The organism is Streptosporangium sp. NPDC048886 (assembly GCF_055586905.1).
In genome coordinates this window covers 1-23,999 of record NZ_JBVJHH010000047.1, presented here as the reverse complement: position 1 = coordinate 23,999, position 23,999 = coordinate 1, and the positions used below count along the sequence as shown (strand labels likewise).

The 23,999-nt window shown below is 71.2% G+C and carries 23 protein-coding genes, 1 pseudogene and 1 riboswitch; of the genes and pseudogenes, 10 read left to right on the top strand and 14 right to left on the bottom strand.

The genetic code is table 11. The annotated features are described in order from the left end of the window. Positions 1-16 precede the first annotated feature (16 nt). The gene (locus tag ACZ6R6_RS40315) at positions 17-1,699 is read left to right on the top strand and encodes an outer membrane protein assembly factor BamB family protein (RefSeq protein ID WP_470102201.1); all 1,683 of its coding nucleotides are present in this window, start codon (positions 17-19) and stop codon (positions 1,697-1,699) included. A 34-nt stretch (positions 1,700-1,733) separates the two neighbouring features. Here the strand turns inward: ACZ6R6_RS40315 and ACZ6R6_RS40310 are convergent, their stop codons facing one another. Further along, positions 1,734-2,348, bottom strand: a complete 615-nt coding sequence (locus ACZ6R6_RS40310) for an HAD family hydrolase (RefSeq protein WP_470102200.1) — start codon at positions 2,346-2,348, stop codon at positions 1,734-1,736. A gap of 249 nt (positions 2,349-2,597) precedes the next feature. Between ACZ6R6_RS40310 and trxA the strand changes: the two genes are divergently transcribed. Further along, complete coding sequence (gene trxA, locus ACZ6R6_RS40305) at positions 2,598-2,969, top strand: thioredoxin (protein ID WP_306858238.1); 372 nt, start codon at positions 2,598-2,600, stop codon at positions 2,967-2,969. Between the two features lie 81 nt (positions 2,970-3,050). Here the strand turns inward: trxA and ACZ6R6_RS40300 are convergent, their stop codons facing one another. Both ACZ6R6_RS40300 and ACZ6R6_RS40295 read right to left on the bottom strand, forming a co-directional pair. Further along, positions 3,051-4,382, bottom strand: coding sequence for a class II 3-deoxy-7-phosphoheptulonate synthase (locus tag ACZ6R6_RS40300; protein ID WP_306858239.1), 1,332 nt, complete (start codon positions 4,380-4,382; stop codon positions 3,051-3,053). Positions 4,383-4,447: 65 nt separating this feature from the next. Continuing rightward, a complete protein-coding gene (locus ACZ6R6_RS40295; RefSeq protein ID WP_470102199.1) occupies positions 4,448-5,665 on the bottom strand; it encodes an FAD-dependent oxidoreductase in 1,218 nt (405 codons plus the stop codon). A gap of 146 nt (positions 5,666-5,811) precedes the next feature. Between ACZ6R6_RS40295 and sigK the strand changes: the two genes are divergently transcribed. After that, positions 5,812-6,348: an ECF RNA polymerase sigma factor SigK gene (sigK, locus tag ACZ6R6_RS40290; RefSeq protein ID WP_470102198.1), complete on the top strand. Its 537-nt coding sequence runs from the start codon at positions 5,812-5,814 to the stop codon at positions 6,346-6,348. Further along, the gene (locus tag ACZ6R6_RS40285) at positions 6,345-7,091 is read left to right on the top strand and encodes an anti-sigma factor (RefSeq protein ID WP_470102197.1); all 747 of its coding nucleotides are present in this window, start codon (positions 6,345-6,347) and stop codon (positions 7,089-7,091) included. The genes sigK and ACZ6R6_RS40285 overlap by 4 nt, the downstream gene beginning before the upstream one ends. A 48-nt stretch (positions 7,092-7,139) precedes the next feature. Here the strand turns inward: ACZ6R6_RS40285 and ACZ6R6_RS40280 are convergent, their stop codons facing one another. After that, a complete protein-coding gene (locus ACZ6R6_RS40280) occupies positions 7,140-8,117 on the bottom strand; it encodes a helix-turn-helix domain-containing protein (protein ID WP_470102196.1) in 978 nt (325 codons plus the stop codon). Positions 8,118-8,169: 52 nt separating this feature from the next. On the opposite strand from ACZ6R6_RS40280, the gene ACZ6R6_RS40275 reads away from it, so the two are divergent. Together ACZ6R6_RS40275 and ACZ6R6_RS40270 are read left to right on the top strand one after the other, a co-directional pair. Next, positions 8,170-8,562, top strand: a complete 393-nt coding sequence (locus ACZ6R6_RS40275) for a cupin domain-containing protein (RefSeq protein ID WP_470102195.1) — start codon at positions 8,170-8,172, stop codon at positions 8,560-8,562. Between the two features lie 91 nt (positions 8,563-8,653). Continuing rightward, the gene (locus ACZ6R6_RS40270) at positions 8,654-9,163 is read left to right on the top strand and encodes a GNAT family N-acetyltransferase (RefSeq protein WP_470102194.1); all 510 of its coding nucleotides are present in this window, start codon (positions 8,654-8,656) and stop codon (positions 9,161-9,163) included. A gap of 93 nt (positions 9,164-9,256) precedes the next feature. Here the strand turns inward: ACZ6R6_RS40270 and ACZ6R6_RS40265 are convergent, their stop codons facing one another. From ACZ6R6_RS40265 to ACZ6R6_RS40220, 10 genes are all read right to left on the bottom strand, one after another. Beyond that, positions 9,257-10,240, bottom strand: a complete 984-nt coding sequence (locus ACZ6R6_RS40265) for a phosphotransferase family protein (protein WP_470102193.1) — start codon at positions 10,238-10,240, stop codon at positions 9,257-9,259. Between the two features lie 9 nt (positions 10,241-10,249). Continuing rightward, the gene (locus ACZ6R6_RS40260; protein ID WP_470102192.1) at positions 10,250-11,146 is read right to left on the bottom strand and encodes an aldose 1-epimerase family protein; all 897 of its coding nucleotides are present in this window, start codon (positions 11,144-11,146) and stop codon (positions 10,250-10,252) included. Between the two features lie 79 nt (positions 11,147-11,225). Next, a complete protein-coding gene (locus ACZ6R6_RS40255) occupies positions 11,226-12,233 on the bottom strand; it encodes a LacI family DNA-binding transcriptional regulator (RefSeq protein ID WP_470102241.1) in 1,008 nt (335 codons plus the stop codon). A gap of 33 nt (positions 12,234-12,266) precedes the next feature. Beyond that, positions 12,267-13,691 carry a GH1 family beta-glucosidase gene (locus ACZ6R6_RS40250; RefSeq protein ID WP_470102191.1) on the bottom strand — a complete coding sequence of 475 codons (1,425 nt, stop codon included), beginning with the start codon at positions 13,689-13,691 and terminating at the stop codon, positions 12,267-12,269. Further along, positions 13,688-14,563 carry a carbohydrate ABC transporter permease gene (locus ACZ6R6_RS40245; RefSeq protein ID WP_470102190.1) on the bottom strand — a complete coding sequence of 292 codons (876 nt, stop codon included), beginning with the start codon at positions 14,561-14,563 and terminating at the stop codon, positions 13,688-13,690. The genes ACZ6R6_RS40250 and ACZ6R6_RS40245 overlap by 4 nt, the downstream gene beginning before the upstream one ends. Further along, positions 14,560-15,534 (bottom strand): carbohydrate ABC transporter permease, encoded by a 975-nt coding sequence (locus ACZ6R6_RS40240; protein ID WP_470102189.1) that lies wholly within the window; start codon positions 15,532-15,534, stop codon positions 14,560-14,562. The genes ACZ6R6_RS40245 and ACZ6R6_RS40240 overlap by 4 nt, the downstream gene beginning before the upstream one ends. An 83-nt stretch (positions 15,535-15,617) precedes the next feature. After that, a complete protein-coding gene (locus tag ACZ6R6_RS40235; protein ID WP_470102188.1) occupies positions 15,618-16,970 on the bottom strand; it encodes an ABC transporter substrate-binding protein in 1,353 nt (450 codons plus the stop codon). Positions 16,971-17,468: 498 nt separating this feature from the next. After that, on the bottom strand, positions 17,469-18,173 hold the full coding sequence (locus tag ACZ6R6_RS40230; RefSeq protein WP_470102187.1) for a CHAP domain-containing protein: 705 nt from the start codon (positions 18,171-18,173) through the stop codon (positions 17,469-17,471). 20 nt (positions 18,174-18,193) lie between these two features. Then, positions 18,194-18,331: riboswitch (cyclic di-AMP (ydaO/yuaA leader) on the bottom strand. A 372-nt stretch (positions 18,332-18,703) separates the two neighbouring features. Next, the gene (locus ACZ6R6_RS40225; protein ID WP_470102186.1) at positions 18,704-19,279 is read right to left on the bottom strand and encodes a TetR/AcrR family transcriptional regulator; all 576 of its coding nucleotides are present in this window, start codon (positions 19,277-19,279) and stop codon (positions 18,704-18,706) included. Positions 19,280-19,294: 15 nt separating this feature from the next. Beyond that, entirely contained in the window at positions 19,295-20,167 is an 873-nt protein-coding gene (locus ACZ6R6_RS40220) for an oxidoreductase (RefSeq protein ID WP_470102185.1), read from the bottom strand. 148 nt (positions 20,168-20,315) lie between these two features. Here ACZ6R6_RS40220 and ACZ6R6_RS40215 point away from each other — a divergent pair, with 148 nt between their 5' ends. From ACZ6R6_RS40215 to ACZ6R6_RS40200, 4 genes and pseudogenes are all read left to right on the top strand, one after another. Next, entirely contained in the window at positions 20,316-21,365 is a 1,050-nt protein-coding gene (locus ACZ6R6_RS40215) for a hypothetical protein (RefSeq protein WP_470102184.1), read from the top strand. Next, positions 21,362-22,564 carry a DUF6716 putative glycosyltransferase gene (locus ACZ6R6_RS40210; protein ID WP_470102183.1) on the top strand — a complete coding sequence of 401 codons (1,203 nt, stop codon included), beginning with the start codon at positions 21,362-21,364 and terminating at the stop codon, positions 22,562-22,564. The genes ACZ6R6_RS40215 and ACZ6R6_RS40210 overlap by 4 nt, the downstream gene beginning before the upstream one ends. 243 nt (positions 22,565-22,807) lie before the next feature. Next, a pseudogene (locus ACZ6R6_RS40205) lies at positions 22,808-23,161 on the top strand (IS701 family transposase); the annotation flags it as partial. A 395-nt stretch (positions 23,162-23,556) separates the two neighbouring features. Further along, positions 23,557-23,999: hypothetical protein (locus tag ACZ6R6_RS40200; protein WP_470102182.1), on the top strand; the 443-nt coding region annotated here is incomplete at its 3' end.

Here is a 23,999-nt window from a genome sequence, read left to right as displayed (position 1 = left end):
TCGGGGAAGAGACGAGATGACAGACCCGCACAACCTCCCTCCCCAGGGATATCCCCAGCCCCACCAGGCGCCGCCGGGGCCGCAGCCCCATCCGCAGGCGGGACAGCCGTACCCGCCGGGGCCGCAGCCGTATCCGCAGGGTCAGCAGCCGTACCCGCAGGCGGGCCAGCCCTACCCGCAGGGATCCCAGCCGTACCCGCAGGGTCAGCAGCCGTACCCGCAGGGGGCGCCTGGGCAGCAGCCGTACCCGCAGGCGGGCCAGCCCTACCCGCAGGGGGCGCCCGGACAGCAGCCCCACCCGCCAGGGCAGCAGCAGCCGTACCCGCCGGGGGCGCAGCAGTACCCGCCGCAGCCGCCCGGGCAGCACGGCGGGCGGCCCGAGCAGCCCCCCGCGAAGCGGAGGACCGGCAGGACGGTGCTCTTCGTGGCGCTGGCCCTCGTCCTGCTGGCCGGCCTCGGCGGCGGTACCGCCTGGGTCGTCTCCGGGGGGTTCGGCGGGTCCGGCGGGGGCGACGGCGACTGGCAGGTGCCGTTCACCACCGCCGACACCGAGGTCATCGGCACCGACAACTCGATCGCCTTCGGCGCCTGGGTGAGCGAGACCGCCGCGATCCGGGTGCAGAAGGACGGCGTGCTCGCCTACGACCTCAAGACCGGCAAGCGGGTCTGGGGCACGCCGTCGCCGGGGGAGCAGCTGTGCGCGGCGACCCCCGAGATCGCGGGCGGCAGGGGCGCCTTCGCCTACGGCACCACGAAGGTCTGCGACCGCCTGGCGGGCGTCGACGCCAAGTCCGGCAAAGTGCTCTGGAAGGTCAGGATCCCGGGGCCGGCGTCGCAGGACGACCGGACCCGGAGCCTCCACGCTCCCGGCCTCGCGCTCGCCGGCGACCTGGCGGTCGTGCGGACCGACAAGGAGGTGTCGGCCTACCGGCTCTCCGACGGGAAGAAGGAGTGGACGTCGAAGGCCTCGGAGGTCTGCACGGTCACCGAGGTCGTCGCCTCGCCCAAGCAGGTGGTGGCCAACCTGAACTGCTACCGGGGCGGTGACAGCGTCGTCGTGCTCGACGGGAAGACCGGCGCCCTCAAGGGGGAGCACCGGATCACCGACGACGACGGGGGGCCGGAGCACCTGCTCTCGGCCGACCCGGTGGTGGCGGCGTGGGGAGGCGGCGACAAGTCCTACATCCTCGTGCTGGACGAGAAGGGCAGGAAGCTCCGCGAGTTCGACACCGGGACCAAGGCCGATCTCCTGCGGCTGAACGACACGATCTACATCGACGGCGGCTACAAGGAGTTCCGCGCCCTGGTGCGCGGCGGTGTGCTCTACATGGCCACCTTCCCGGAGAACACGGAGGGGGGCGGGATCAGCCGTGACGAGGTGCTGGCCTTCGACCTGGCGAGCGGCAGGCAGCTGTGGAAGTCCTCGGGCACCGGCGCCAACATGCTCACCTTCGTCGACGCCGACGACAAGGGGGCGCTGGTCATGGAGGCGGGCGGAAGGAACGAGCCCGTCCCCCGGCTCACCAGGCTCGACCCCACGACGGGGAAGGCCACGCCGGTCGCCGACCTGTGGCAGAAAGCCGGTGGGGAGAGCAGCCAGGCCCGCGTCCGCTACCGGAACGGCACCCTGGTGATCATGCCCTTCGAGAAGATCGCGGCCCAGTACGCCATCACTGTGCTGCGCGTCGAGGCCGGCTGAGCCCCGGCCGGCCCGGGCGGCTGCCTCCGGTGGTTCACCGAGCGGCCCCCGCGGCCGGCGTCCGGGCGAGGTCGGAACGGAGCCGGAGGGCGTCGGTGAACAGCACGGACTCGATCCCGACGGCCTCGGCCGCGGCGACGTTCTCCGGCCTGTCGTCGACGAGCAGCAGATCGCCCGGTTGCGCGCCGAGCCGTTCGCACATCTGCCGGAACGCCTGCGGGTCGGGTTTGACCCGCCGCAGGTCGGCGCTGAAGAACCGGTGCCGGAACAGGCGGGCCCAGGGCCGGCCGTCGATCAGGCGGGCCAGCTCCACCGGGGTGTTCGACAGCAGCGCGAGCGGGACGTTCCGGCGGGCCAGCTCCTTCACGAGCGTCATGGTGTCCGGGTTGAGATGGGTCCACGCCCTGAGGTCGAGGGCGGACAGCACCTCGATGAGATCCAGGTCGGCGGTCCTGCCCAGCCGCGCGCACACCCCGGCCCAGAAGTGGCGGGCGTCCACCGCGCCGAGTTCGTAGGCCCGCCGGTCCTCCCAGTAGGCGGGCCAGAACCGCTCCGGCGCGACGTCGACGGTCTGCGGCAGCAGAGCGCCGGCGTGCTCGGGCGGCGGGAAGCTGATGACCCCGGCGTAGCCGAAAACAACCCATTTCACGAGGACTCCCCAGTCGGTACGGCAGTGAGACCGTCCCGCCCCGGCCCCGGTGGCGATCGATCAGGTTCCTAACATCTATCACGTTTGAATGAACACGTAAAAAGTGCGTTCCCTGTTCGCGTCGCCGGAGAGGTCTGGGGGGCCGTGGGGGTGGATGGAATGCCGGGCGGGGGTAAGTGGTTATGCGAGCCGTACGGACGCGACAGGAAAGCCGTAGACAAGCGGCGGACGAGACAAGAGGAGCCAACGGTGGCGACCATCGAGGTAACCGAGAAGAACTTCAACGAGATCGCCGACGAGGGGATCGTCCTGCTGGACTTCTGGGCGGCCTGGTGCGGGCCGTGCCGCACGTTCGGGCCGATTTTCGAGAAGTCGTCGGAGAAGCACGGCGACATCAAGTTCGGCAAGATCGACACTGAGGCGGAGCAGGCGCTGGCCCAGGGTTTCGAGATCACCTCGATTCCGACGATCATGGCCATCCGCGACGGCATCGTCGTCTTCGCCCAGCCCGGCGCGCTGCCCGAGGCCGCCCTCGAGGACCTGATCGGCCAGGTCCGCGCGCTCGACATGGACGCGATCCGGACCGAGCTCGCGAACGAGATGGGCGTGCAGAAGAACTGACACCCGAGCCAGAAAAGCCCCGCAACCGGTGACGGCGCGGGGCTTTCGCATGTGAGCCCTCGGAGAGGTCCGGCGGGAGGCTCAGACCGAGCGGTAGAGTTCGGCCACCCGGAAGGCCAGGTCGAGCGACTGGCTCCGGTTGAGGCGCGGATCGCACGCCGTCTCGTAGCGCAGCGCCAGGTCGTCTTCGACGATCTCCGCGCCGCCGCCCACGCACTCGGTCACGTCGTCGCCGGTGAACTCGATGTGGATGCCGCCGGGGTGGGTGCCGAGCTCGCGGTGGACGTCGAAGAAGCCCGCCACCTCGTTCAGGACGTCGTCCAGGCGGCGGGTCTTGTGCCCGCTGGGCGCCTCGAAGGTGTTGCCGTGCATGGGGTCGCAGATCCACGCCACCTGGGCGCCGCTGGCGGTGACCTTCTCCACCAGCTCGGGGAGGTGCTGACGGATCTTCGACGCGCCCATCCGGGTGATGAACGTCAGCCGCCCGGCCTCGTTGTCCGGGTTCAGCTTCTCGATCAGCGCGAGGGCGTCCTCCGGCGTGGTCGTCGGGCCGAGCTTCACGCCGATCGGGTTGCGGATCCGGGAGAAGAACTCCACGTGCGCGCTGTCGAGCTGGCGGGTGCGCTCGCCGATCCAGACCATGTGCGCCGACACGTCGTACGGCTCGCCGGTCCGGGAGTCGATCCTGGTGAGCGCCCGGTCGTAGTCCAGGATCAGCGCCTCGTGGGAGGAGTAGAACTCCACGCTGTGGAACTCCTCCGGCTCGGCGCCGCAGGCGCGCATGAACGCCAGCGCCTGGTCGATCTCCCGGGCGAGCTGCTCGTAACGCTTGCCGGCCGGGGACTCGATCACGAAGTCCTGGTTCCAGGCGTGCACCTGGCGCAGGTCGGCGTAGCCGCCCTTGGTGAAGGCGCGGGCCAGGTTCAGTGTCACCGCGGAGGAGTGGTAGGCGCGCAGCAGCCGCCACGGGTCGGGGACGCGGGACTCGGGGGTGAAGTCGAAGCCGTTGACCATGTCGCCCCGGTAGGCGGGCAGCTCCACGCCGTCGCGGGTCTCGGTGCCCTTGGAACGCGGCTTGGCGAACTGCCCGGCCATCCGGCCGATCTTCACGACCGGCACCTTCGCCGCGTAGGTGAGCACGATCGCCATCTGCAGCAGCGTCTTCAGCTTGTTGCGCACGTCGTCGGCGGTGGCTCCGGCGAACGTCTCGGCGCAGTCACCGCCCTGCAGAACGAAGGCCTCGCCCCGCGCCACGGCCGCCAGGTCGGCCTTGAGGTTGTCACACTCCCCCGCGAAGACCAGGGGGGGAAGCCCCTGCAGTTCGGCGACGACCTTGTCCAGCTCGCCGCGGTCGGGCCACTCGGGCTGCTGCGCCGCAGGCAGCTGCCGCCAGGAATCGAGGTTGATGCTCACGACATACCAGGCTATTGCAACCGGCTGTGCGGACCGACCCGATTGTCCACGGACTGAGAAGGACTTTATGAATGCTGAGACACCGCCGGAGTCCTGACATGCTCGGGAAGCACGCCGAAACCGATGAAACGGCGGGCCAGGGCCCCGATCACCGGGATGCGGGAGATGTCGCGCGGCACCCGCACCGGACCGGCGTCCCCGGACAGGGCGGGACGGATCAGCCGGGCCTGCACCGCGCGCTGGGCGAACTGGGTGACCACGGTGGGCGGGGTACGGCGGCGCTGGACCGCGGCGAGCAGGGACTCGGGGATCCCGGCCCCGGCCAGGAGCGGCCCGGCCAGCAGGTTGGCCGCGGCCACCGCGTCCTGCACGGCCAGGTTGATGCCGACGCCGAAGACGGGTGACATCGCGTGCGCCGCGTCACCGATGACCAGCAGGCCCGGACGGTGCCAGCGGCGCAGCCGGTTGAGCGCGACCGACAGCATGCTCACGTCGTCGAAGCCCGACAGCAGCCCGACCCGTTCCTTGAGGAAGGGCAGCAGCTCGGCGACCGGCGCGCGCAGCGCGTCGATGTCCCGGGCCCGCAGGGCGTCGAAGCCCCCCTTGGGGATCAGGTAGGCGAGCTGCCAGTAGGTCTCGCGGTTGATCGCCACCATCATGTGGCCGGCGGAGACCCGCAGGAACGGCTGGGCGGGATCGGCCGGCTCGCGCGGCAGCCGGAACCACAGCACGTCCATCGGCGCGCCGTGCTCCACCGGGACGAGCCCGGCGGCCCGGCGCACGTCGGAGTGGCGGCCGTCGGCGGCCACGGTGAGCGCCGCGCGCAGCTCGTGCTCGCCGCCGGCGTCGCGGTAGCGGACCCCGCGCACCGCGTTTCCCTCGCGGATCACGCCGACCACCTCGGCGTTCATGACGAGGCGGAAGGTGGGATACCGCTTGGCGGCGCCGGTCACCAGGTTGAGGAAGTCCCACTGCGGCACGAACGCGATGTAGTTGTATCTGCCCGGGAGCCTGGACAGGTCGGCGATCGGCACCGTGGCCTCGTCGGTCTGCAGGGACATGGTGTGCGCCTTGCGGTGGGGCAGTCGGCCGAACTCCCCGGCCAGGCCCAGCTCGTCGAGGACCTGCAGGGTCGAGGGGTGGATGGTGTCCCCTCTGAAGTCGCGCAGGAAGTCGCCGTGTTTCTCCAGCAGCGTCACCTGGACGCCGGACCGTGCCAGCAGCAGGGCGAGCACGGCTCCCGCCGGGCCGCCCCCGGCGATCACGCATGTGTTCTCATCCATAATTCATCACCTAATGAAATACTGGCACAGAGTTCTCGAAGTGAACAGGTTTTCCGGCAATCCGATCCCTGCCCGGTGTCGAATAGGCGGGTGTGAGGACAGAACGTGAGCCCTCGGGGGCGCCGGCCCCCGGCGGGGGACCTGGCTTGGAGGACCTCCTCGCCCAGGTGGCGCTGGGGCACGAGCGGGCCTTCGAGCAGCTCTACGACCTGCTGGCCGGTCCGGTCTTCGGCGTCGCCCGGCGGGTGGTGCGCGACCGGGCCCAGGCCGAGGAGGTGACGCAGGAGGTCCTGGTCGAGGTGTGGCGGACCGCCTCCCGCTACGACCGGGCGCGCGGCAGCGCGCTGTCGTGGGTGATGACCATGGCCCACCACCGCGCGGTGGACCGGGTCCGGTCCGCGCAGGCCGCGACCGACCGGGAGGAGAAGGCCTCCAGGATGTCCGGGGAGGTCGCCTACGACCAGGTCTCCGAGGCGGTCACCACCCGGCTGGAGGGGGAGCGGGTGCGCCGCTGCCTCGGCGGCCTGACCGAGCTCCAGCGGCAGGCCGTGACCCTCGCCTACTACGGTGGCTACAGCTATCCGGAGGTGGCGGGGCTGCTCCGGGTGCCACTGGGCACGATCAAGACCAGGATGCGCGACGGGCTCGTCCGGCTCCGCGACTGCATGGGGGTGGAACGATGAACGAGGACCTCCACACCCTGTCCGGCGCCTACGCGCTGCACGCGCTGCCCGAGCGGGAGGTCGCGCTCTTCGAGGACCACATGGCCAGGTGCGAGGCCTGCGCCATAGAGGTGCGCGGCCTGTCGGAGACCGCAGCGCGGCTGGCCGTGGCCGCCGCCGAGGCCCCGCCCGCCACGCTGCGCGCCCGCGTCATGGCGCAGATCGCCGAGGTCCGCCAGGAGCCGCCGCTGCCGGCGGCCGGCACCGGGCCGCGGCCCCGCGAGGTGATACGGCTTGAGTCCCGCCCCGCCTGGCGGGGGCGCGTCGCGGTGGCCCTGGTCGCGGTGGCGAGCGCCGCCGCGGTGGTTCTCGGCGTCGTCGCCGTCGACGCCCGGCGGGAGCGCGACACGCTCCGGCAGGTCGTGGCCGTGATGGCCGCACCCGACGCCAGGACGGTCAGGCACCCCGTCTCCTCCGGCGGCACCGGCACGACGGTGATGTCACCTTCCGAGGGGAAGATGGTGTTCACCGCCACGGGGCTCCCCCCGCTGCCCGCCTCCCGGGTCTACCAGCTGTGGCTGATGGGGCCCGACGGCGTCCGGCCGGCCGGCCTGCTGGAGCGGGCCGCGGGCGGTGTCACGGTCCCGGTCACCGCCACTCCGCTCCGGGGCGACGACCGGGTCGGCCTGACCGTCGAACCGGCGGGCGGCTCCGAGCAGCCCACCACCACGCCCATCATGCTCGCCGAGCTGCCCCGCGCCTGACGGGGGCCGTTCGCCTGCCGGCGGTCCGAACCGGCGGCGGTAGGTCGTTCACCTGCCGGCCGGTCCGAACCGGCGGCGGTAGGCGGTGGGGCTGAGCCCTGTCCGCCGCCGCATCTGGGCCCGCAGGTTCGAGGCCGTCCCCAGGCCGCTGGCCCGCGCGACCGCGTCCAGCCGCAGCTCGCCGCGCTCGATGAGCCTGCAGGCCAGCGCCACCCGTTCGGCGCTCAGCCAGGCCAGCGGGGTGGTGCCGAGCTCGGCCTGGAAGCGCCGGTGCAGGGTGGCCGGGCTGACCGCGGCGTGGGCGGCCAGCCCCGCCACGGTCAGCGGCCGGTTCAGCCGCCCCAGGGCCCAGGCGAGAACGGGTGCGAGCGAGGTGTCGGGCACGGCGGGCACCGGGCGTTCGACGAACTGGCGCTGGCCGCCGTCACGGTGGGCGGCGAACACCAGGCGGCGGCTGACGGAGTTGGCCACCTCGGCGCCGTGGTCGCGGCGGATCAGGTGCAGGCCCAGATCCAGCGCGGCCGCGCTCCCCGCGGCCGTCAGCACGTCCCCGTCGTCGACGAACAGGACGTCCGGCCGCAGCAGCACCGCGGGGTGGCGGGCGGCGAACAGCTCGGCCCAGCGCCAGTGCGTGGCGGCCGGGCGGCCGTCGAGGACGCCGGCCGCCGCCAGCGTGAACGCCCCGGTGCAGAAGCTCACCAGCCGCGCTCCACGCCCGGCCGCCCGCCGTACGGCCTCGACCACGGCTGGTGAGGGCTCCGTCTCCGGGTCGGGGCGGTTGGGCACGATCACCGTGTCGGCGTCGTCCGCCGCCTCCAGTCCGGCGGTGCCGGACAGCGTGAACATGCCGCCGTGCATCCGGACGCCGGGCCGCGGGGTGCAGACCGTGAAGTCGTACCAGGGGCGGTCCAGCTCCGGGCGGCGCAGCCCGAACAGCTCGGTGGCCACCCCCAGCTCGAAGGGGTTGGAACCCTCGTCGGCGATCACCACGACCCGGTGGCTCGGATGCGAGGATTCATGCGGCATATGCGATTCCTAGCACTCGCGCGGGCCGGCCGCCAGCCCCGACGATGGGCATGTGACCAGCGAACCCATCGACCTGACGACCGCGCTGAGTGCCTTCGACGCCCTCTGGAGCCCGCGGATCGTCACCCGTGTCAACGACTACGACGTCCGGATCGCCAAGGTGGCGGGCGAGCACATCTGGCACGCCCACGACGAGACCGACGAGTTCTTCCTCGTACTGGACGGCGAGTTGCGCATCGCCCTGCGCGCGGCGGCCGGAGAGCGGGTCGTCACGCTGCCCGCGGGAGCGGTGTTCGTGGTGCCGCGCGGCGTCGAGCACAGACCCTTCTCCCCGGAGGGAGCCTCGATCCTGATGTTCGAACCGGCCGGCACGATGAGCGTCGGCGACAGGCACGGACCCGTCCCCGGCCACGTCGACGCCACCACAGGACACGAGCTGAGCTGATCGGCACACCGGTTCCCGCTCGTCGCCGGCCCCGCCGGGTCCGCCTGACGGGTGATGCGCCCGGCGGCCCGGCTGGGCGAGAGTTGGCCCCATGACCGTTTACGAGACCGAGCGGCTGACCGTCCGCCTGTGGACCCACGACCAGAGCGACCTCGACCGGATGACCGACCTCTACTCCCGCCGGGAGGTCACCCGGTGGCTGCCGCCCTTCTTCAGCTTCGAGGCGGCACCGGCGGTGGACGGCTGGCGCGCCTTCCACGAGCGGGACCGCCGCTTCGGCTCCTGGGCGGTCGAGGTCCGCGACACCGGGGTGGCCGCCGGGACCGTGCTGTTCCGGCCGATCCCCGGAGGAGAGGGAGAGGTCGAGGTGGGCTGGCACTTCCACCCCGACTCCTGGGGGAACGGCTACGCGACCGAGGCGGCCCGGGGCGCGGTCGAGCGCGGTTTCGCCTCCGGGCTGGAGGAGGTCTATGCCCTGACGATGCCGGACAACACGACGTCCATGGCCGTCTGCCGCCGACTCGGCATGACCGCCCTCGGCCGGACCCGGCGCTTCTTCGACCTGGAGTCGGAGATGTTCCGGCTCTCTCGGGAGCCCTGACCTCCGGGGCCGGGCCCCGGCCAGGTGCCGGCCCGTCCCGCGGGCCGTCGGCCGGACGGGGCCCGTCCCGCCCGGCGCCGCCGTCCGCACGGGCTAGCCGGACAGTTGCTCCAGCGCCCTGACCAGGGAGGCGGTGCTCCGGTCGCGGAGGGGGGCGTAGTCCGCCTCCGGATACTGGCGGGGACCGTTCTCCACCAGAATGATCAGCGCGAGGTAGAGGCGGTAGAGGGCCAGCCGGGCCCGGGCGGAGTCGGTGAACTCCACCACGCCGCCCGCCTCCCGGTATCCCGCCACGATCTCGTCGGCCTCGTCCAGCTCACCGAAGATCGTCGGAGTGACGAAGTCGGCCAGCGGGTCGCCCCAGAACGCCCGCTCGTGGTCGATGATGGCCTGGATGCGCGGGGCGTCGCCGGGAGTCAGGAAGACGTTGCCCGGCCACACGTCGAAGTGGACCAGGGACGGCGCCGTCACCTCCTCCAGCACGCCCGCGTTCGCCTCGATCACCGCCGAGATCTCGGCGGCCGGCCTCGGCAGCGGCGTCGCGTAACGGCGCGCGTCGGCCAGGATCGCGCCGGTCATCGTCAGGAAGGCGGCCCGCCAGGTGCCGCCGGTCAGACCGGCGTGCGGGTAGCCGTAGACGTCGCCGGTGACCGCGTTCAGCCGGGCCAGATGGCCGCCGAGCTCCCGGCGGAGCGCGCGCTGGTCGGCCTCCGCCGGGCTGACCCGGTTCCACGGCACGCCGCCGAGGGCGGACAGGATGAGGTAGTCGCCGCCCAGCACCGGATCGTCGAACCCGGCGCACAGCAGCTCCGGACCCGGCACCCCGGCCGGTCCGGCCAGGGCGTAGACCATCGCCTCGGTGCGCAGGAGGTTGCGTTCGTAGCGGAGCTGCTCCAGCTCCGGCGGGGGCGACAGCTTGAGCACCACCTCGCGGCCGTCCTCCAGCGTCAGCCGCCACACGGCGTTGGCGAAGCCGTCGGTCAGCTCCGCGGAGGCGGTGACCCCGCTGCCCAGGGCCCGCCGCGCCAGCGCGTCGAGCTCGGTGGCAGTGAGCGGGCGCTTGGTCCTGCTGTCCATCGCGGCACCTCAGATGGCGGAGATCGTCCAGGAGGTCTCGATCTTGTCTCCGGGCTGGAGCACGACCAGGTCGGTGCCGGAGTTGAAGGCGTCCGGCGGGCAGGTCATCGGCTCGACGGCCAGCCCGCGGTGGCCGAGCCCGGTCCCGGTGCACACCTGGGCCCAGGGCAGCGCCGCGGCGTCCCAGCTGATCTCGACCCCGCCGTCCGGGCCGCTCACCCGCACCCGGACCAGCCCGTCGGCGTCCGGGACGAGGCCGGTGAAGGCGTGGTCCACGGCGGTGCCGCCGACCGTGCGCGCGGCCGTGAAGTCGTACGGCGTGCCCGAGACGTCCTCCAGGGAGCGCGGCAGCAGCCGGTCGTCCACCAGCAGCACCCTGGTCGCGGGCAGGTGCAGCTCGTAGTCCTCGACGGAGTCGCCCGCCAGCAGCCAGGGGTGCGGGCCGCAGCCGTAGGGGGCGGGGCCGTCGCCGATGTTCTCGGCGGTCAGCGTGGTGGTCAGCCCGCCGGAGGTGAGGGAGTAGAGGACCTGCAGGGCGAGGGTGAACGGGTAGCCGGGGGACGGGGCGATGGTCTGCGCCAGCCGTACGAAGCCGTGCTCGTCCTCCACGGCGAGCCATTCCACCGCCTCCCAGCCGGCCTGGGCGACCAGCCCGTGCAGGGCGTTGCCCCTGTCCTCCTCGTTCACCACGAGCCGGTGGGTCCGGCCGCCGAAGGTGTAGGAGGCGCCGGCGACCCGGTTGGGCCAGGGGGCGAGCAGGGTGCCGCTGTAGTAGGGGATCGGCCCTTCTGCCGGCCAGCTGGTCACCAGGTCGCGCTCACCGTGACGGAGCACGCGCAGGGCCGCGGCCCGCTCGGTGATCTCGGCGTGCATGACGCCGCTGCGGAGGGTGAACTGCCGGGACACGAGAGTCCTTTCGCCGGGGGAGGGAGGTAGAGGTAGGGGAAGGTCAACAGCTCGAAGGTACACAGGCGGGCCGCCCCCGTCAGGCGGAGGCCCGCTCCACCAGGTGGGTGTCCAGTATCACCACGGGCTGCTCCAGATGCTCGCCGTTGATGCGGGCGATGAGGAGATGGGCCATCTGGCGGCCCATCGCCTCGGTCGGCTGGTGCACGGTGGTGAGCGTGGGGGAGGAGTGCGCCCCCGCGGGCGAGTCGTCGAAGCCGATCACCGCGACGTCCTCGGGGATCGTCCTGCCCTCCTCCCGCAGCACCCGCATCGCGCCCAGCGCCATCGGGTCGGAGGCGGTGAACACCGCGTCGAGGCCGGGGTGCTCGGCCAGGAGCTTGCGCATGGCGGTGATGCCGCTCTCCTCGCTGAAGTCGCCGTAGGCCACGATCTCGGTCATCCCGGTCGCCAGCAGCGCGTCGCGGTAGCCGGCGAGCCGGTCCACGCCCACCCCCATGTCCTGCGGGCCCGCGATGGTGGCGATCCGCCGGCGACCCTTGCCCAGCAGGTATTTGACCGCCTGCCGGGCGCCGGCCCGGTTGTCCACGTCGACGTAGCTGTAGGGGGTCAGGCCGACGGGGCGGCCGCCGATGACGGTCGGCACGCCCATCGCCTCCAGCCGCCCCGGCAGCGGGTCGGCGCCGTGCAGCGAGATGAGCAGCACGCCGTCGACGTGCTGCCCGGTCAGGTAGTGCTCCAGCCGTTCGTGGTCCTGCTTCGACTGGGCCATCGCCAGGATGAGTTGCAGACCGGTCTCGGACAGGGCCGAGCCGATGCCACGGATGGTCCCGGCGAAGTAGGGTTCGTCGAAGACGCGCAGCTCCGACTCCGAGACCACCAGCGCGACCGTGTCGGTGCGCCGGGTGACCAGCGCGCGGGCCGCCCGGTTGGGGACATAGCCCAGCTCCTGGATCGCCTGCTGCACCGCGTCGCGGGCCTTCTCGCTCACCTTCGGCGAGCCGTTGATGACCCGCGACACCGTGCCGCGGCCGACGCCGGCCAGGGCCGCGACCGCCTCAAGCGTCGGACGACGGTCGCCGTTCATGTTCTTCGCCCCCATAAAAGATCCGTCGGCCTCTTATTCTGCCGGACCGCTCAGGCCTCCACGCCTGATTGTCCCGGCATACCAGAGAGCGCTCTCTTTTGGAACTCTGCGCTGGGTCTCGTAGTCGACGCGCACCAGCCCGAAACGCTTGCCGTACCCCCAGGCCCACTCGAAGTTGTCCATCAGCGACCAGGCGAAGTAGCCCTCCAGCGGCACCCCGGCCTCGATCGCGGCGTGGCAGGTGCGCAGGTGGGCGTCGATGTAGTCCAGGCGGTCGCGGTCGTGCACCACCCCGTCGGCCGCCACGACGTCGTCGAAGGCCGCGCCGTTCTCGGAGATGACCAGCGGGACCGGCGGGTACTCCCGGGCCACCCGCAGCAGGAGCTCGTGCAGACCCGTGTCGTCGATCTCCCAGCCCATGGCGGTGACCGGCCGCCCGCCCTCGACGAACGACACGTGCTCGCTGCCGACCCACGGGGAACCGCTCCCGGTGGGAGCCGCCGCCGCCGACGCCGCGCCGCCCGGGGTGCCGGAGACGGTGAAGCGGCTGTAGTAGTTGACCAGGAGCATGTCCAGCGGGGCGGAGATGAGCTCCATGTCCCCGTCCTGGACGAATCCGGTCACCTCGGCCAGGTCCTCCAGGACGTCGGCCGGGTACTCGCCCTTCAGCAGGGCGTCCAGGAAGAAGCGGTTCTGCAGGCCGTCGATGCGGCGGGCGGCGTCCCGGTCGGCCTCGGAGTCGGTCTGCGGGGAGATCGCGTAGAGGTTGACGCAGCCGCCGATCCTGTTGCCGGGCCGCTGGGCGCGCATGGCCGAGGCGGCCAGGCCGTGCGCGAGGAGGAGGTGGTGGGCGGCGTGCACCGCCTGTGCCGGCTCGCGCCGGCCGGGGGCGTGCTCACCGGAGGCGTATCCCAGGAACGCCGCGCACCACGGCTCGTTGACCGTGCTCCAGTTGCGGACCCGGTCGCCGAGCGCGCCGTGTACGGCCGCCGCGTAGTCGGCGAAGCGCTTCGACGTGTCACGTGCCGGCCAGCCGCCCGCGTCCTCCAGGGCCTGGGGCAGGTCCCAGTGGTAGAGCGTCACCCACGGGTCGATGCCCTGGGCGAGCAGCTCGTCGACCAGCCGGCTGTAGAAGTCGAGGCCCTTGGCGTTGATCGCGCCGCTGCCGTCGGGCTGGACCCGGGGCCAGGAGATGGAGAAGCGGTAGGCGCCGAGGCCGAGACCGGCCATCATCCGCACGTCGTCGCGGTAACGGTGGTAATGGTCGATGGCGACGTCGGCGTTCTCGCCGTTGACCACCCGGCCGGGCTGCCGGACGAAGGTGTCCCAGATGGACCGGCCGCGGCCGTCCTCGGAGACGGCGCCTTCGATCTGGTAGGCGGAGGTGGCCGCGCCCCAGACGAAGTCTGTCGGGAATACCAGATCCGGAGTCTGAATCTGCGTCTCTTGCGTGGTCACGCCTTGACCGCACCTTCCATGAGGCCGCCGACGATCTGACGACCGAACGCGACGAAAACAACGAAAAGGGGGAGGACCGAGGCCGCTGTGCCGGTGAACAGCATGACGTAGTCGGTGCCGTGGGCCTGGTTGAGCGCGGCGATCGAGGTCTGCACCACCGGGTTGTCCGGGTTCAGGACGATCAACGGCCACATGAACTCGTTCCAGGTCTGCATGAAGACGAGCAGCGCCAGCACGGCCATGCCGGGACGGAGCGCGGGCAGGATGACGTTGGCGTAGATCCGCATGGTGGAGGCGCCGTCGACGCGGGCCGCCTCGACCAGCTCGTCCGGCACCGCCTGGGTGGCGTACTGGGTCATCATGAAGACCCCGAACCCGTTGACCAGGAAGGGCAGGATCACCGCCTTGAGCTGGCCGGTCCAGCCGAGGGTGACCATGAGCTCGTACAGCGGCACCACGCCCATCTGCTGGAGCGGCACCATCATCGTCACCAGGATCAGGCCCAGCAGGATCTTGCTGCCCCTGAAGCGCAGCTTGGCGAAGGCGAAGCCGGCCAGCGTGGAGATGAGCACCACCGACAGGGTCACGGTGACCGCGACGACGGCCGAGTTGACCAGGCCGGTGAGGAAGTAGGCGTCCTCGGTGGCCAGCAGCCGCTCGATGTTCTCGCCGAGGTGCCCGCCGGGCAGCATCGGCGGCGGGACGTCGATCGCCTCCTCGTTGGTCCGCGTGGCCATGATGAACATGTAGTAGATCGGGAAGGCCGACAGCACGAGGGCGAGGGCCAGGACGACCTTCGTCAGCGGGCCGGCGTCCCAGATGCGGTTACGGGCCTCCGGCCGTGCGGAGCGCCGGGTCTGGATCGCCGTCACTTGGAACCCCCGATACGGCGGGTGAAGGAGTAGTTGATGAGCGTGCCGATGAGGATCAGCGCGAACAGCAGCCACGCGGCGGCCGCGGCGTAGCCGAAGTCGAAGTCGCGGAACGCCTCCTTGACGATGAACATCGCCACGGTCTGGTACTGGCCGTCGGTGCCGCCGGCCATCGTCGGGTTGCCGTCGAACATGACCGGTTCGGTGAACAGCGTCAGGCCGCCGATGGTCGAGATGAACACCGTGAAGATGATCGTCGGGCGCAGCATCGGGATGGTGATCTGCCAGAACTGCCGCCGGGCCGTGGCGCCGTCGATGGCGGCGGCCTCGTAGAGGTCCTTGGGGATGGTCTGCATGGCGGCGAGCAGGATGATCGCGTTGTAGCCGGTCCAGCGCCAGTCGATCATCGTGGAGATGGCGACCCACGAGGACCACTTCTCGTTCTGCCAGTTGATCGCGTCGACCCCGAAGAGTCCGAGGAACCAGTTGACCATGCCGTAGTCGCGCCCGTAGAGCTGGGTGAAGACGACGGCGACGGCGACGACGGAGGTGATCAGCGGCAGCAGCACGCCGAGACGGAAGAAGAGCCGGCCCCGGATGCGCTTGTTGAGCGCGTTGGCCAGGACCAGGGCGAGGACGAGCTGCGGGACCGTCGAGATGACGAACATCCCGAGCGTGTTGACCACCGCGTTCCAGAAGGCCTCGTCGGTGATCAGGTCGATGTAGTTGTCGAGTCCGGCGAAGCTCTTGTCCCCGGCGAGCTCCCAGTCGTGCAGTGACACCCAGAGGGTGTAGCCCAGGGGGAAAACGCCGAAGACGGCGAAGAGGAGGAAGTAGGGGGAGACGAGGAAGTAGGGGGTCGCCCGGAGGTCGAACCTGGCGAGCCCGCCGCCCCGTCCCGGGCCCCGGTGGCCGGACGGCCGACCGGCCCCGGGCCGGGCCGGAGCCGGGGTGTCGACGTGCAGGGTCATGGATCAGCCTTTCAGCTCAAGGGCAGGCGACGGGCCCGGCCGCGGGGTCGCCGCCGCCGGGCCCGTACGGATCGGGCCGGGGATCAGCCCGCTGCCTTGACGCCGGCCTCGGTGAACTTCGTCCAGGCCTCGCCGTAGGGGATCGAGCCCTGGTCCATGCCCTCCAGGACCTTCTCCACCGACGTCTTCACCTGGGCGTGCTTCTCACCCAGGAAGGTGGGGAGCAGATCCTTGACGGAGGCGCCGAAGATCTGGCCGGTGGGCGCGTCGTTGAAGAAGGGGTTCTTCAGCTCGCTGACCGCCGGATCCTGCTGGGCGGGGATGGAGCTCGGGAAGGCCGCGGCCTCCTGGAAGGCCATCACGTGGCCCTCCTTGCCGGTGAGGTAGTTCAGGACCTCGGCGGCCTCCTTGGGGTGCTTGCTCTGCTTGGGCACCGCGAGGTAGGAGCCGCCCCAGTTGCCGGCGCCGCCGGGCACCGCGGCGACGTCCCACTTGCCCTTGCCGGCGTCACCGGCCGCGCCGGAGACCACGCCGAGCATCCACGACGGGCAGCCCATCGTGGCGAACCCGCCCTTCTTGATGGCGGCGTTCCACGGCGGGGTGAAGGAGGCGAGCTTGGCGGTCAGGCCCGCCTCGCTGAAGCTCTTCACCGTGTCGAAGGAGGTCTTGATGGCCGGGTTGCTCTCGATGACGAGCTGGTTGCCCTTGTCGAAGTAGGAGACGTTGCCGTTCTTCGGCGCCTCCTGCGACAGGATCACGTTGTAGAGGGTGTTCGGGCCGTCGAGGAACTTGGGGTCGCCCTTGCCGGGGTTGGCGGCCTGGAACTTCTTGCCGACCTCCATGAAGGCGTTCCAGTCCGGCCAGAGCTTGCCGACCTCCTCGCGGTCGGTGGGCAGCCCGGCCTTCTTGAACAGGTCCGTGCGGTAGCACATGGTCATGCCGCCGATGTCGGTGCCGAGGGCGAACAGCTTGTTGTCGGCGTTGATGCCGTTGTCCCACTTCGCCGCGGGGAAGTCGGCCTTGCGGCTGTCCAGCCCGTACTCGGCCAGGTCGGTGAAGAACTGCGGGCGGGCCTTCATGAGGCCCATGGCGCCCTCGTCCAGGGCGATGATGTCGGCCGCGCCGCTGCCGGCCTGCAGGCGCTGGAGCAGCTGGGGCAGGTAGACGTCCTCGAAGCGGTCCGTCAGGTTCTGGTACTTGACCTGGATGTTCGGGTGCGCGGCGTTCCACGTCTCCACGGCCTTGTCGTAGCCGAAGTTCTCGCCGCCGCCGAAGGTGTGCACGGTGATGGTCACCGGCTCGGCGGCCGGCGCGGAGCTGCCGCCGCCGGCCGCGGGCTTGGCGGGCTCACTCGAACCGCAGGAAGTGATCGCCAGGGCGGTGGCCGCCATGACCGCGACCGCGGCGAGCTTGCCCTGCCGCTTGTTGTTCAACATTCCGGACCCCTCTCAGGTGGTCGCCCGAATCGGTGGGAGGTGACATCGCGGACCGGTCCCCGACAAACGCGGCCGGCGATGGGGTGTTTCCTCAATGCGTTTTGGGAGCGCTCCCACGAAGAGTGGACGATAGGCAACCGGGACGTCAATATGCCGAAACTCAACCGTTACATCTGGGCCGCTCAGGGGGGATGAACAGGCATGTAGTTCACAATCTCCCCAGATAGCTGTTTGGGAGCGCTCCCATCAAATGGTGACACGTCAGGACATTTCGTGCGGGAGGCCGCCTCGCCGGCGGGCGGGCGGTGTCCCACCGCGCGCTGAGATGATCAACGGTGGGGCCGGCCCGACGGGTCCTGGGCGCCGGCGGATCCGGTGGCTTCGGCGGGCCTCGCCGCCGGGGTGGGCGGACGCCGGAAGGGGCCCGGCTCGAATGAGCCGGGCCCCTTCCCGTGGCTGTGAACCCGTGGCCGTGGAACGGCCTGCGCGTCTGTCGTGTCAGCCGCTGTAGACCGGGTAGCCGTAGCCGACGACCTGGGACTTGGGCCGGACGCGCTGCTCGACCTTGCCGTTGCCGGTGTTGCCCTCGATCGTGCTGATCGTGCCGTCGCCGTTGTCCTTCTTCACGAAGCCGACGTGGTCGATCCCGCTGATGCGCTTGCCGCCGTTCCAGTCGAAGTAGACGACGGCGCCGGGCTTGGCGACGGTGCCCCAGTGCTTGTTGTCCTTGAACCACTGGGCGTGGGCGACGGTGTAGGCGTCCCAGCCCATGGTGGGCCGGATGCCGGCCTGCTCGCCGACCCAGGAGACGAACATCGCGCACCAGGGGGCGTTGGCGTAGGCCCGCACGTTGCCGCCGTCACGGGCGACGGTCTCCTTGGCGCGGACGGAGGAGACGTACCAGGACTGGAACTTCGTCCCGCCGCCCTGGGCGTTCTCCGAGACGCCGACCTGCTTGGCGGCGATGTGCAGGACCTGCGCGGCGGTGACCTTCGGCAGGCGCTCGGCCTGGACCTGGAGGGGAGTCCTGGAGGTCTTGGCGGTCTTGGAGGCCTCGACCGGAGGGGCGGCGACGGGGGCCTGCCCGGGGGTGTCCGCCAGGGCGGCGGGGACTGCTACGACGGTGCCGCCCAGGGCGATGGAGGCGCCCAGAACGATGCGGGCCAGGTGACGGGTCTTGGGGGTGAGGCGGTTCTTGGCCATGCGGGGGTGTAACTCCTTGCTTCGCTTCTCATGCCGCCTACCGGGTTAGCTGACGGGTTCGGGCTGGGAAGTGCCCTACGGCGCGCGGAGGCGCCGATTCACCCCAAGAACGTGGTTCCCCGGTTCCGCGAGATTCGCGGATTCGGCGGCCGTGCTCACCGGCGGAGTGATCCGTTCCGATGGAGCACGGTCGGGCAATGTGATGGCAACGTGTAGGCCTCGGTTGACCTAGGCGTTCACCAGGAATGAGTAGAAGCTACGTGAACCGGACAAACGATTACAAGTGCGGCACATTGCCTTGACTTGGGAATACGCCCGATCCGGGGGGGAAGACTTGGTCATCCTCAAGATCGACCAGCCCGCGCCCGCCGGCCGGCGCGGAGCGGGAAACGCCTGTGTGACAGGCGTTCGCGGGCGGCGGCGCCGCCGGCGGGCCGCCGTGCCGTCCCCGCTCCGCCCCAGGGCTCCACCATCATCGTAGATCTTTTAAAAGAGGGCCGCTTTACCTGCGAAAACACCCTTTTTGATCATTATTTCGGGCCGGCCCAGGCGTGGATCAGCGGCATCAGCACCCGGTCGACCGTCTCCTCGACGAAGCCCTCGTCCAGCGGCTTGCCGGTGATGAGCAGCCGGTGCCAGACCAGGGCCTCGGTGACCGTCCTTATCTCGCCGGGATCGACCGGCCCCGGCAGCTCGCCCCGCTCGCGGGCGCGGTCGAGCAGCGGGGTGGTGCCGGTGATGTCGGGCCGCGGCACGTGCTCGCGCAGGGCGGCCGCCAGGGCGGGGGTGGTGAGCAGGGCGGGCACCAGCCCGAAGACCAGGCTGTGCTGCTGCTCCAGGATCCGGCAGAACCCGGCCACCACCGCCACGAGGTCACCGCGCATCGACCCGGTGTCGGGCGGCGGCGCGACGTCGATCTCCAGATGGTTGCGGACCAGGTCCACCACCAGGGCCTCCTTGCCCGGCCAGCGGCGGTAGATCGTGGCCTTGCTCGCGCTGGCCCGCCTGGCGATCTGGTCGACGGACATGCGGTCGAACCCGACTTCGGAGAGCAGTTCCACGGTCGCGTCGAGAATCGCCCGCTCTCGCCTGGGGTCGAGACGCAAGGTGCCTCCGGTGGGTCACGAGTGCTGTGTGATCGCCTTGAATCGTACGCCCGTGAGCTCCTCCGACGTCTCCCACAGTCGCCGGGCCACACTTTCGTCCAGCGCCTTGGGCGAGGGGGTCAGCGGTCGCGGGCCGGGGCCGACGAACAGGCCCCCGGCCACCTCGGGAGAGGTGGCGGCGTAAAGGGAGGGGACCGCACCCTTGTCCGGAGACTGGATCGCCAGCCGCATGAGAGTGTTGACCGGCCTGGTGAGCACGCCCAGCTTCATGATGCCGGTGGCCGTCGCGCCGGGGTGCGCGGCCACGCTGAGCAACCGTCCCCCCGCCCGGCGCTGCAGCTCCAGCGTGAACATCAGGTTGGCCAGCTTCGACCTGCCGTAGGCCGTGAAGCGCCCGTAGTGGCGTTCGAGCCCCAGGTCGTCGAAGTCGATCCGGCCCAGGCTGTGCGCGTCGCTGGAGACCGTGACGACCCGGGCGCCGGGCCGGGCCAGCAGGTGCGGCAGCAGCAGCCCGGTCAGGGCGAAGTGTCCCAGGTGATTGGTGCCGAACTGCATCTCGAAGCCGTCGGCGGTGGTCTGCCGGGGGATCATGCCGACCCCCGCGTTGTTGACCAGTATGTCGAGGGGCCCGTCGAAGGCGGCGGCGAAGTCCCGCACCGAGCCCAGGTCGGCCAGGTCCAGCCGGCTCAGCTCGACCCGCGCGCCCGGCGCCTGCGACCGGACCGTCTCCGCCGCGGCCTCGCCCCGGGTGAGGTCGCGGACGGTCATGACGACCCGGGCGCCGTGCCTGGCCAGTTGCGCCGCGGTCGGCAGCCCGATGCCGCCGCCGGCCCCGGTGACCACGGCGGTGGAGCCGGTCAGGTCGGGGATGTCGTCGGGAGTCCACATGTTCGCTCCTCTGGGGTGCGGCTGAGTGTACGAAACGGTTCCGTACACCACGGTAGATCTGTCTCCGCGGAGTGCGCAAGTGGGCATATTCAGGTGTTCACCCGCAGTTCCCGGCCATGTAAGACATCCGGGTTAGGTTGAGGCCGTCGTGAACGGGTCATCGCCCGGCGTGGAGCACGGTCGAGACCACGCGCGGGAGCAGGGTTCGGCCATAGCCTGGGTGGAGTCCCCGCTGCAGATGCTCTGCGCCGTGGAGGCCCACCACGCCGGGCTGCTCGGCGCCCGTGCCCGGGTGGTGCCCCGCGCCGGGCTGCGACCGCTCGTCCTCACCCGCCGCGAGATCTCCCGGCTCGGCCCTCCCGACGGGCTGGAGCTGGCCGCCCCCGGGCCCGAGATGCCCAGGCCCCGCCGGGGCACCACATGGGCGGTCGGCGACGCGTTCTCCGGCAGGGTGCAGGCCGGCTGGCTGACCGCCCTGCCGGGACGCATCGTGATCGTCGACGACGGCCTGGCCACCATCAGGCTCCTGGAGCTGCTCGCCGGGCGGATCTGGACGCCGCTGCTGCGGGCCCGCGCCACCGCCGGCCCGCTCAGGGCCGGGCTCAGGAGCGCGCTGGGGACGGCGGCCGGCCTGCGGCTGCGCGCCGCGGCCCGGTCCGGCCGGCTGTCGATCTTCACGGCGCTGCCCGTCCCCGCCGAGCTGGCGCGGGCCGTACGGGACAGGGGGGCCGAGCTGGTCACCCACGACTTCGCCTGGCTCCGGTCACAGCCCCTGCGCAGGCCGCGCCCCGAGGAGCGCACCGTCGTGCTCGGCACCTCGCTGGTCCGCAACGGCCTGATCCACCGTGACCGTTACTTCACCTGGCTGGCCGGGCTCGGCTCGTCCGGGCCGGTGGCCTACTTCCCGCACCGCAGGGAGGACCCCCACGATCTCGCCCGGGTCGGGGAGCAGCCCGGGATCACCGTCTACGACGGCGGGATCCCCGCCGAGATGACCCTGCGGGGGCTGGCCGCCGAACAGCGGGTGCTGAGCCTGCCGTCCACCGCGGTCACCTCCCTGCGGGTCCTGCTGTCGGCCCGGGGCGTGACCGTGGAGACGGTGGAGGTCCCCGACGAGTGGTGGACCGCCCAGGCGGCCCCCTCACTCCGTTCCCATCTGTCAATGTTCGCCCATCACGACACTGGAGTCACCGGGTGAAGATCCTGGCCGTGGCCGACTCGGATTCCTACCTGAAGTGGGCCGCCTACCTGCTCGCGGACCTGCCTTCGAGCTGTACGGCGGAGCTGACGGTGATCCGCACGCCCATCACGCCCTCCCCGGCCCAGATCCACGCGGCCGTCCCGGACGCGGCCGCCGACCCGCCCGTGCTGTCGGCCCGGGCGCTGCGCCGGGCAGCCGAGCGGCTCGGACCCGACGTGGTGCTGGTCGCCTGCACCGGACCGGTGGTGGACGTGCTGGTCAGCGAGGTGCTCGCCGGCCTGACCCCGAGACCGGTGTTCGTCTCCGGACTGCCGGGGATCTCCGTCCCGGCCACCCAGAAGGCGTGGGTGTTCCGCAGCGGATGCGACCTGTTCGTCCTGCACAGCGAGCGGGAGGTCGAGGAGTTCTCGGCGATCGGCCGGGAGCTGGGCGGGGGCGGGGCGGTGGGCCTGGCCCGGCTGCCGTTCCTGCACGGCGCCCAGGAGGTCCCCGTCACCGGGCCGCGTGACCGGCTGGTGTTCGCCACCCAGGCCAAGGTGCCCAGGCGCAGGGAGGAGCGCGAGCGGATCCTGCTCGCGCTGGCCGGGCTGGCCGAGCGGCGGCCGGACCTCGACGTGGTGGTCAAGCTCCGCGCCCTGGACACCGAGCGGCAGACCCACAACGAGCGCCACCACTACCAGCGCCTGTGGCAGTCGCTGGCCGACGACGGCCGGGTCCGCCCCGGCGCCGTGCGCTTCGCCGTGGGGCCCATGCACGAGCACCTGGCCCACGCGGCCGGTTTCGTCACGGTCAGCTCGACCGCCGCGCTGGAGGCGATCGCCCAGTCGGTGCCCCTGCTGGTGCTGTCGGACTTCGGGGTCAGCGCCGAGATGATCAACCTGGTCTTCGAGGGCAGCGGGCTGCTGGGCACCCTGGAGGAGCTGTCCGAGGGGCGGCTGCGCACCCCGGAGGAGAGCTGGCGCCGGGCCAACTACTTCCATCCGCGCGGCGCGAGCGACTGGGTGTCCCAGCTGGTCACGCTGGTCGCCCAGGTCCGGACGGGACGCCTGGCCCCCGCCCGGTCCCTGCTCGACGGCCCCCAGCACGCCGCCGCCCGGCGCCGCGCCCGGCTGCGCGTGGAGGTCCCGCCCAACGTGCTGCGCGTCGGCTACCGGGCCAAGCGCCGGATGCGCCGCTACCTCAACGCGCTGGGCTAGTACTTCAGTGACAGGTCACGATCTTGAGGCGTTGGGAGCACATGACAACGGCCATCGCGTGATCATTCGGAGTCTGTGAGGACAACGAAAGATCACGCGGTGGCCGCGGACCACAGCGTGGATCCTGGTGGCTGGATGGTCATCTTCAACGAGTCGATGGCCCGGATCGCCGGCCGGTTCGGCCGGGGTGCAGCGGCAATACAGCGGCACCGCGGGCCGGATCGAGAACTGCCGGATCGGCGTGTTCCTCTGATGGCTCTGGTCAAGATCGCCGGAATTCGATGGGTGGTCGAGGAGTCCTTCCAGGCAGCCAAGGGCCAGGTCGGACTGGACCACTACCAGGTACGCGGCTGGACGGCCGGGCGCCGGCACATCATCCTGACCGGCTCGCCCTGACCCTGCTGGCGGCCGTCGCCGCCGCCCAGCACCACAGACGATCGCATCCCGCTGACACTGTCCGAGATCCGCCGGCTGCCGGCCACCCTGCTGCTGACCCGGCACCACTCGCTCACCGATGCCCTGCGCTGGTCGGACTGGCGCCGTCGGCACCAAGCCGCCGCCCGATACTGCCACTACCGGCGCAGATCCGAACCATGATCGCGAAATGTCACTGGAGCATCAGGAACGGCGCGGGTCGTGGAGATACACCGGCCCCAGGTCAGTGACCACGCCGCAAACCCCCTACCGGCTCCACAGATCCGGCGGTGACGGAACCCACTCTTCCCGTTACCGAAAAAGGATCTTTACTCAAGATCGCAACACGTGTGATGATCACTCCGTTTTGCCACATACGTTCGAAAGGCTCGAGTGAACCCATCACGAACAGCGTCCGGCCCATCCAGCCGGACGCGCCGCCGCGCTGCCCTGATCGCGGCCCTGACCATGCCGCTCTCGCTGATGAGCGCACCCGCGACCGCCCAGGGCCCCACGCCACCCCCCACCACCCCTCCCGCCTCTCCCACCCCCAAGACCCCGCCGCCACCTACTCCTCCGTGTACGGCAAGGGCGTCGATCTGGTCGTCACCGCCACCGCGACCGGGTTCCGCCAGCAGATCGTCATCCGGGAACGCCCCGCCGGACCGGTGACCTTCCGCATCCCCGTGGATCTGCCCAAGGGCATCTCCTTCGGCAAGAACGCCAAGGGACAGCCGGCGCTGAAGAGCGACAACGGCAAGCACAGCCTCGACATCCGGCCCGCGGCGCTGCTGGACGCGGCCGCGGCCGACGCGGACGCCGACCTCGGCGCCGTCCGGGTCGGCAGGGCACAGGTGAGCCTGGACGGCTCGGCGCTGGTCTACAGCCCCGACCCGGTCTTCCTCGCCGACCCGGCGACGACGTTCCCGGTGGCCATGGCCGCCGTCGACGACGACTGGTACGAGTGCACCCTCGGGGGCGCCCCCTGTCCTGCCGGCGATCCGATGGACACCTACATCAA

Excerpts from the sequence above, each read along its gene's own strand:
- ACZ6R6_RS40315 (WP_470102201.1), top strand. The coding sequence starts at position 17 with ATGACAGACCCGCACAACCTCCCTCCCCAGGGATATCCCCAGCCCCAC.
- ACZ6R6_RS40295 (WP_470102199.1), bottom strand. The coding sequence starts at position 5,665 with ATGGATGAGAACACATGCGTGATCGCCGGGGGCGGCCCGGCGGGAGCC.
- ACZ6R6_RS40285 (WP_470102197.1), top strand. The coding sequence starts at position 6,345 with ATGAACGAGGACCTCCACACCCTGTCCGGCGCCTACGCGCTGCACGCG.
- ACZ6R6_RS40280 (WP_470102196.1), bottom strand. The coding sequence starts at position 8,117 with ATGCCGCATGAATCCTCGCATCCGAGCCACCGGGTCGTGGTGATCGCC.
- ACZ6R6_RS40270 (WP_470102194.1), top strand. The coding sequence starts at position 8,654 with ATGACCGTTTACGAGACCGAGCGGCTGACCGTCCGCCTGTGGACCCAC.
- ACZ6R6_RS40265 (WP_470102193.1), bottom strand. The coding sequence starts at position 10,240 with ATGGACAGCAGGACCAAGCGCCCGCTCACTGCCACCGAGCTCGACGCG.
- ACZ6R6_RS40255 (WP_470102241.1), bottom strand. The coding sequence starts at position 12,233 with ATGAACGGCGACCGTCGTCCGACGCTTGAGGCGGTCGCGGCCCTGGCC.
- ACZ6R6_RS40240 (WP_470102189.1), bottom strand. The coding sequence starts at position 15,534 with ATGACCCTGCACGTCGACACCCCGGCTCCGGCCCGGCCCGGGGCCGGT.
- ACZ6R6_RS40235 (WP_470102188.1), bottom strand. The coding sequence starts at position 16,970 with ATGTTGAACAACAAGCGGCAGGGCAAGCTCGCCGCGGTCGCGGTCATG.
- ACZ6R6_RS40230 (WP_470102187.1), bottom strand. The coding sequence starts at position 18,173 with ATGGCCAAGAACCGCCTCACCCCCAAGACCCGTCACCTGGCCCGCATC.
- ACZ6R6_RS40220 (WP_470102185.1), bottom strand. The coding sequence starts at position 20,167 with ATGTGGACTCCCGACGACATCCCCGACCTGACCGGCTCCACCGCCGTG.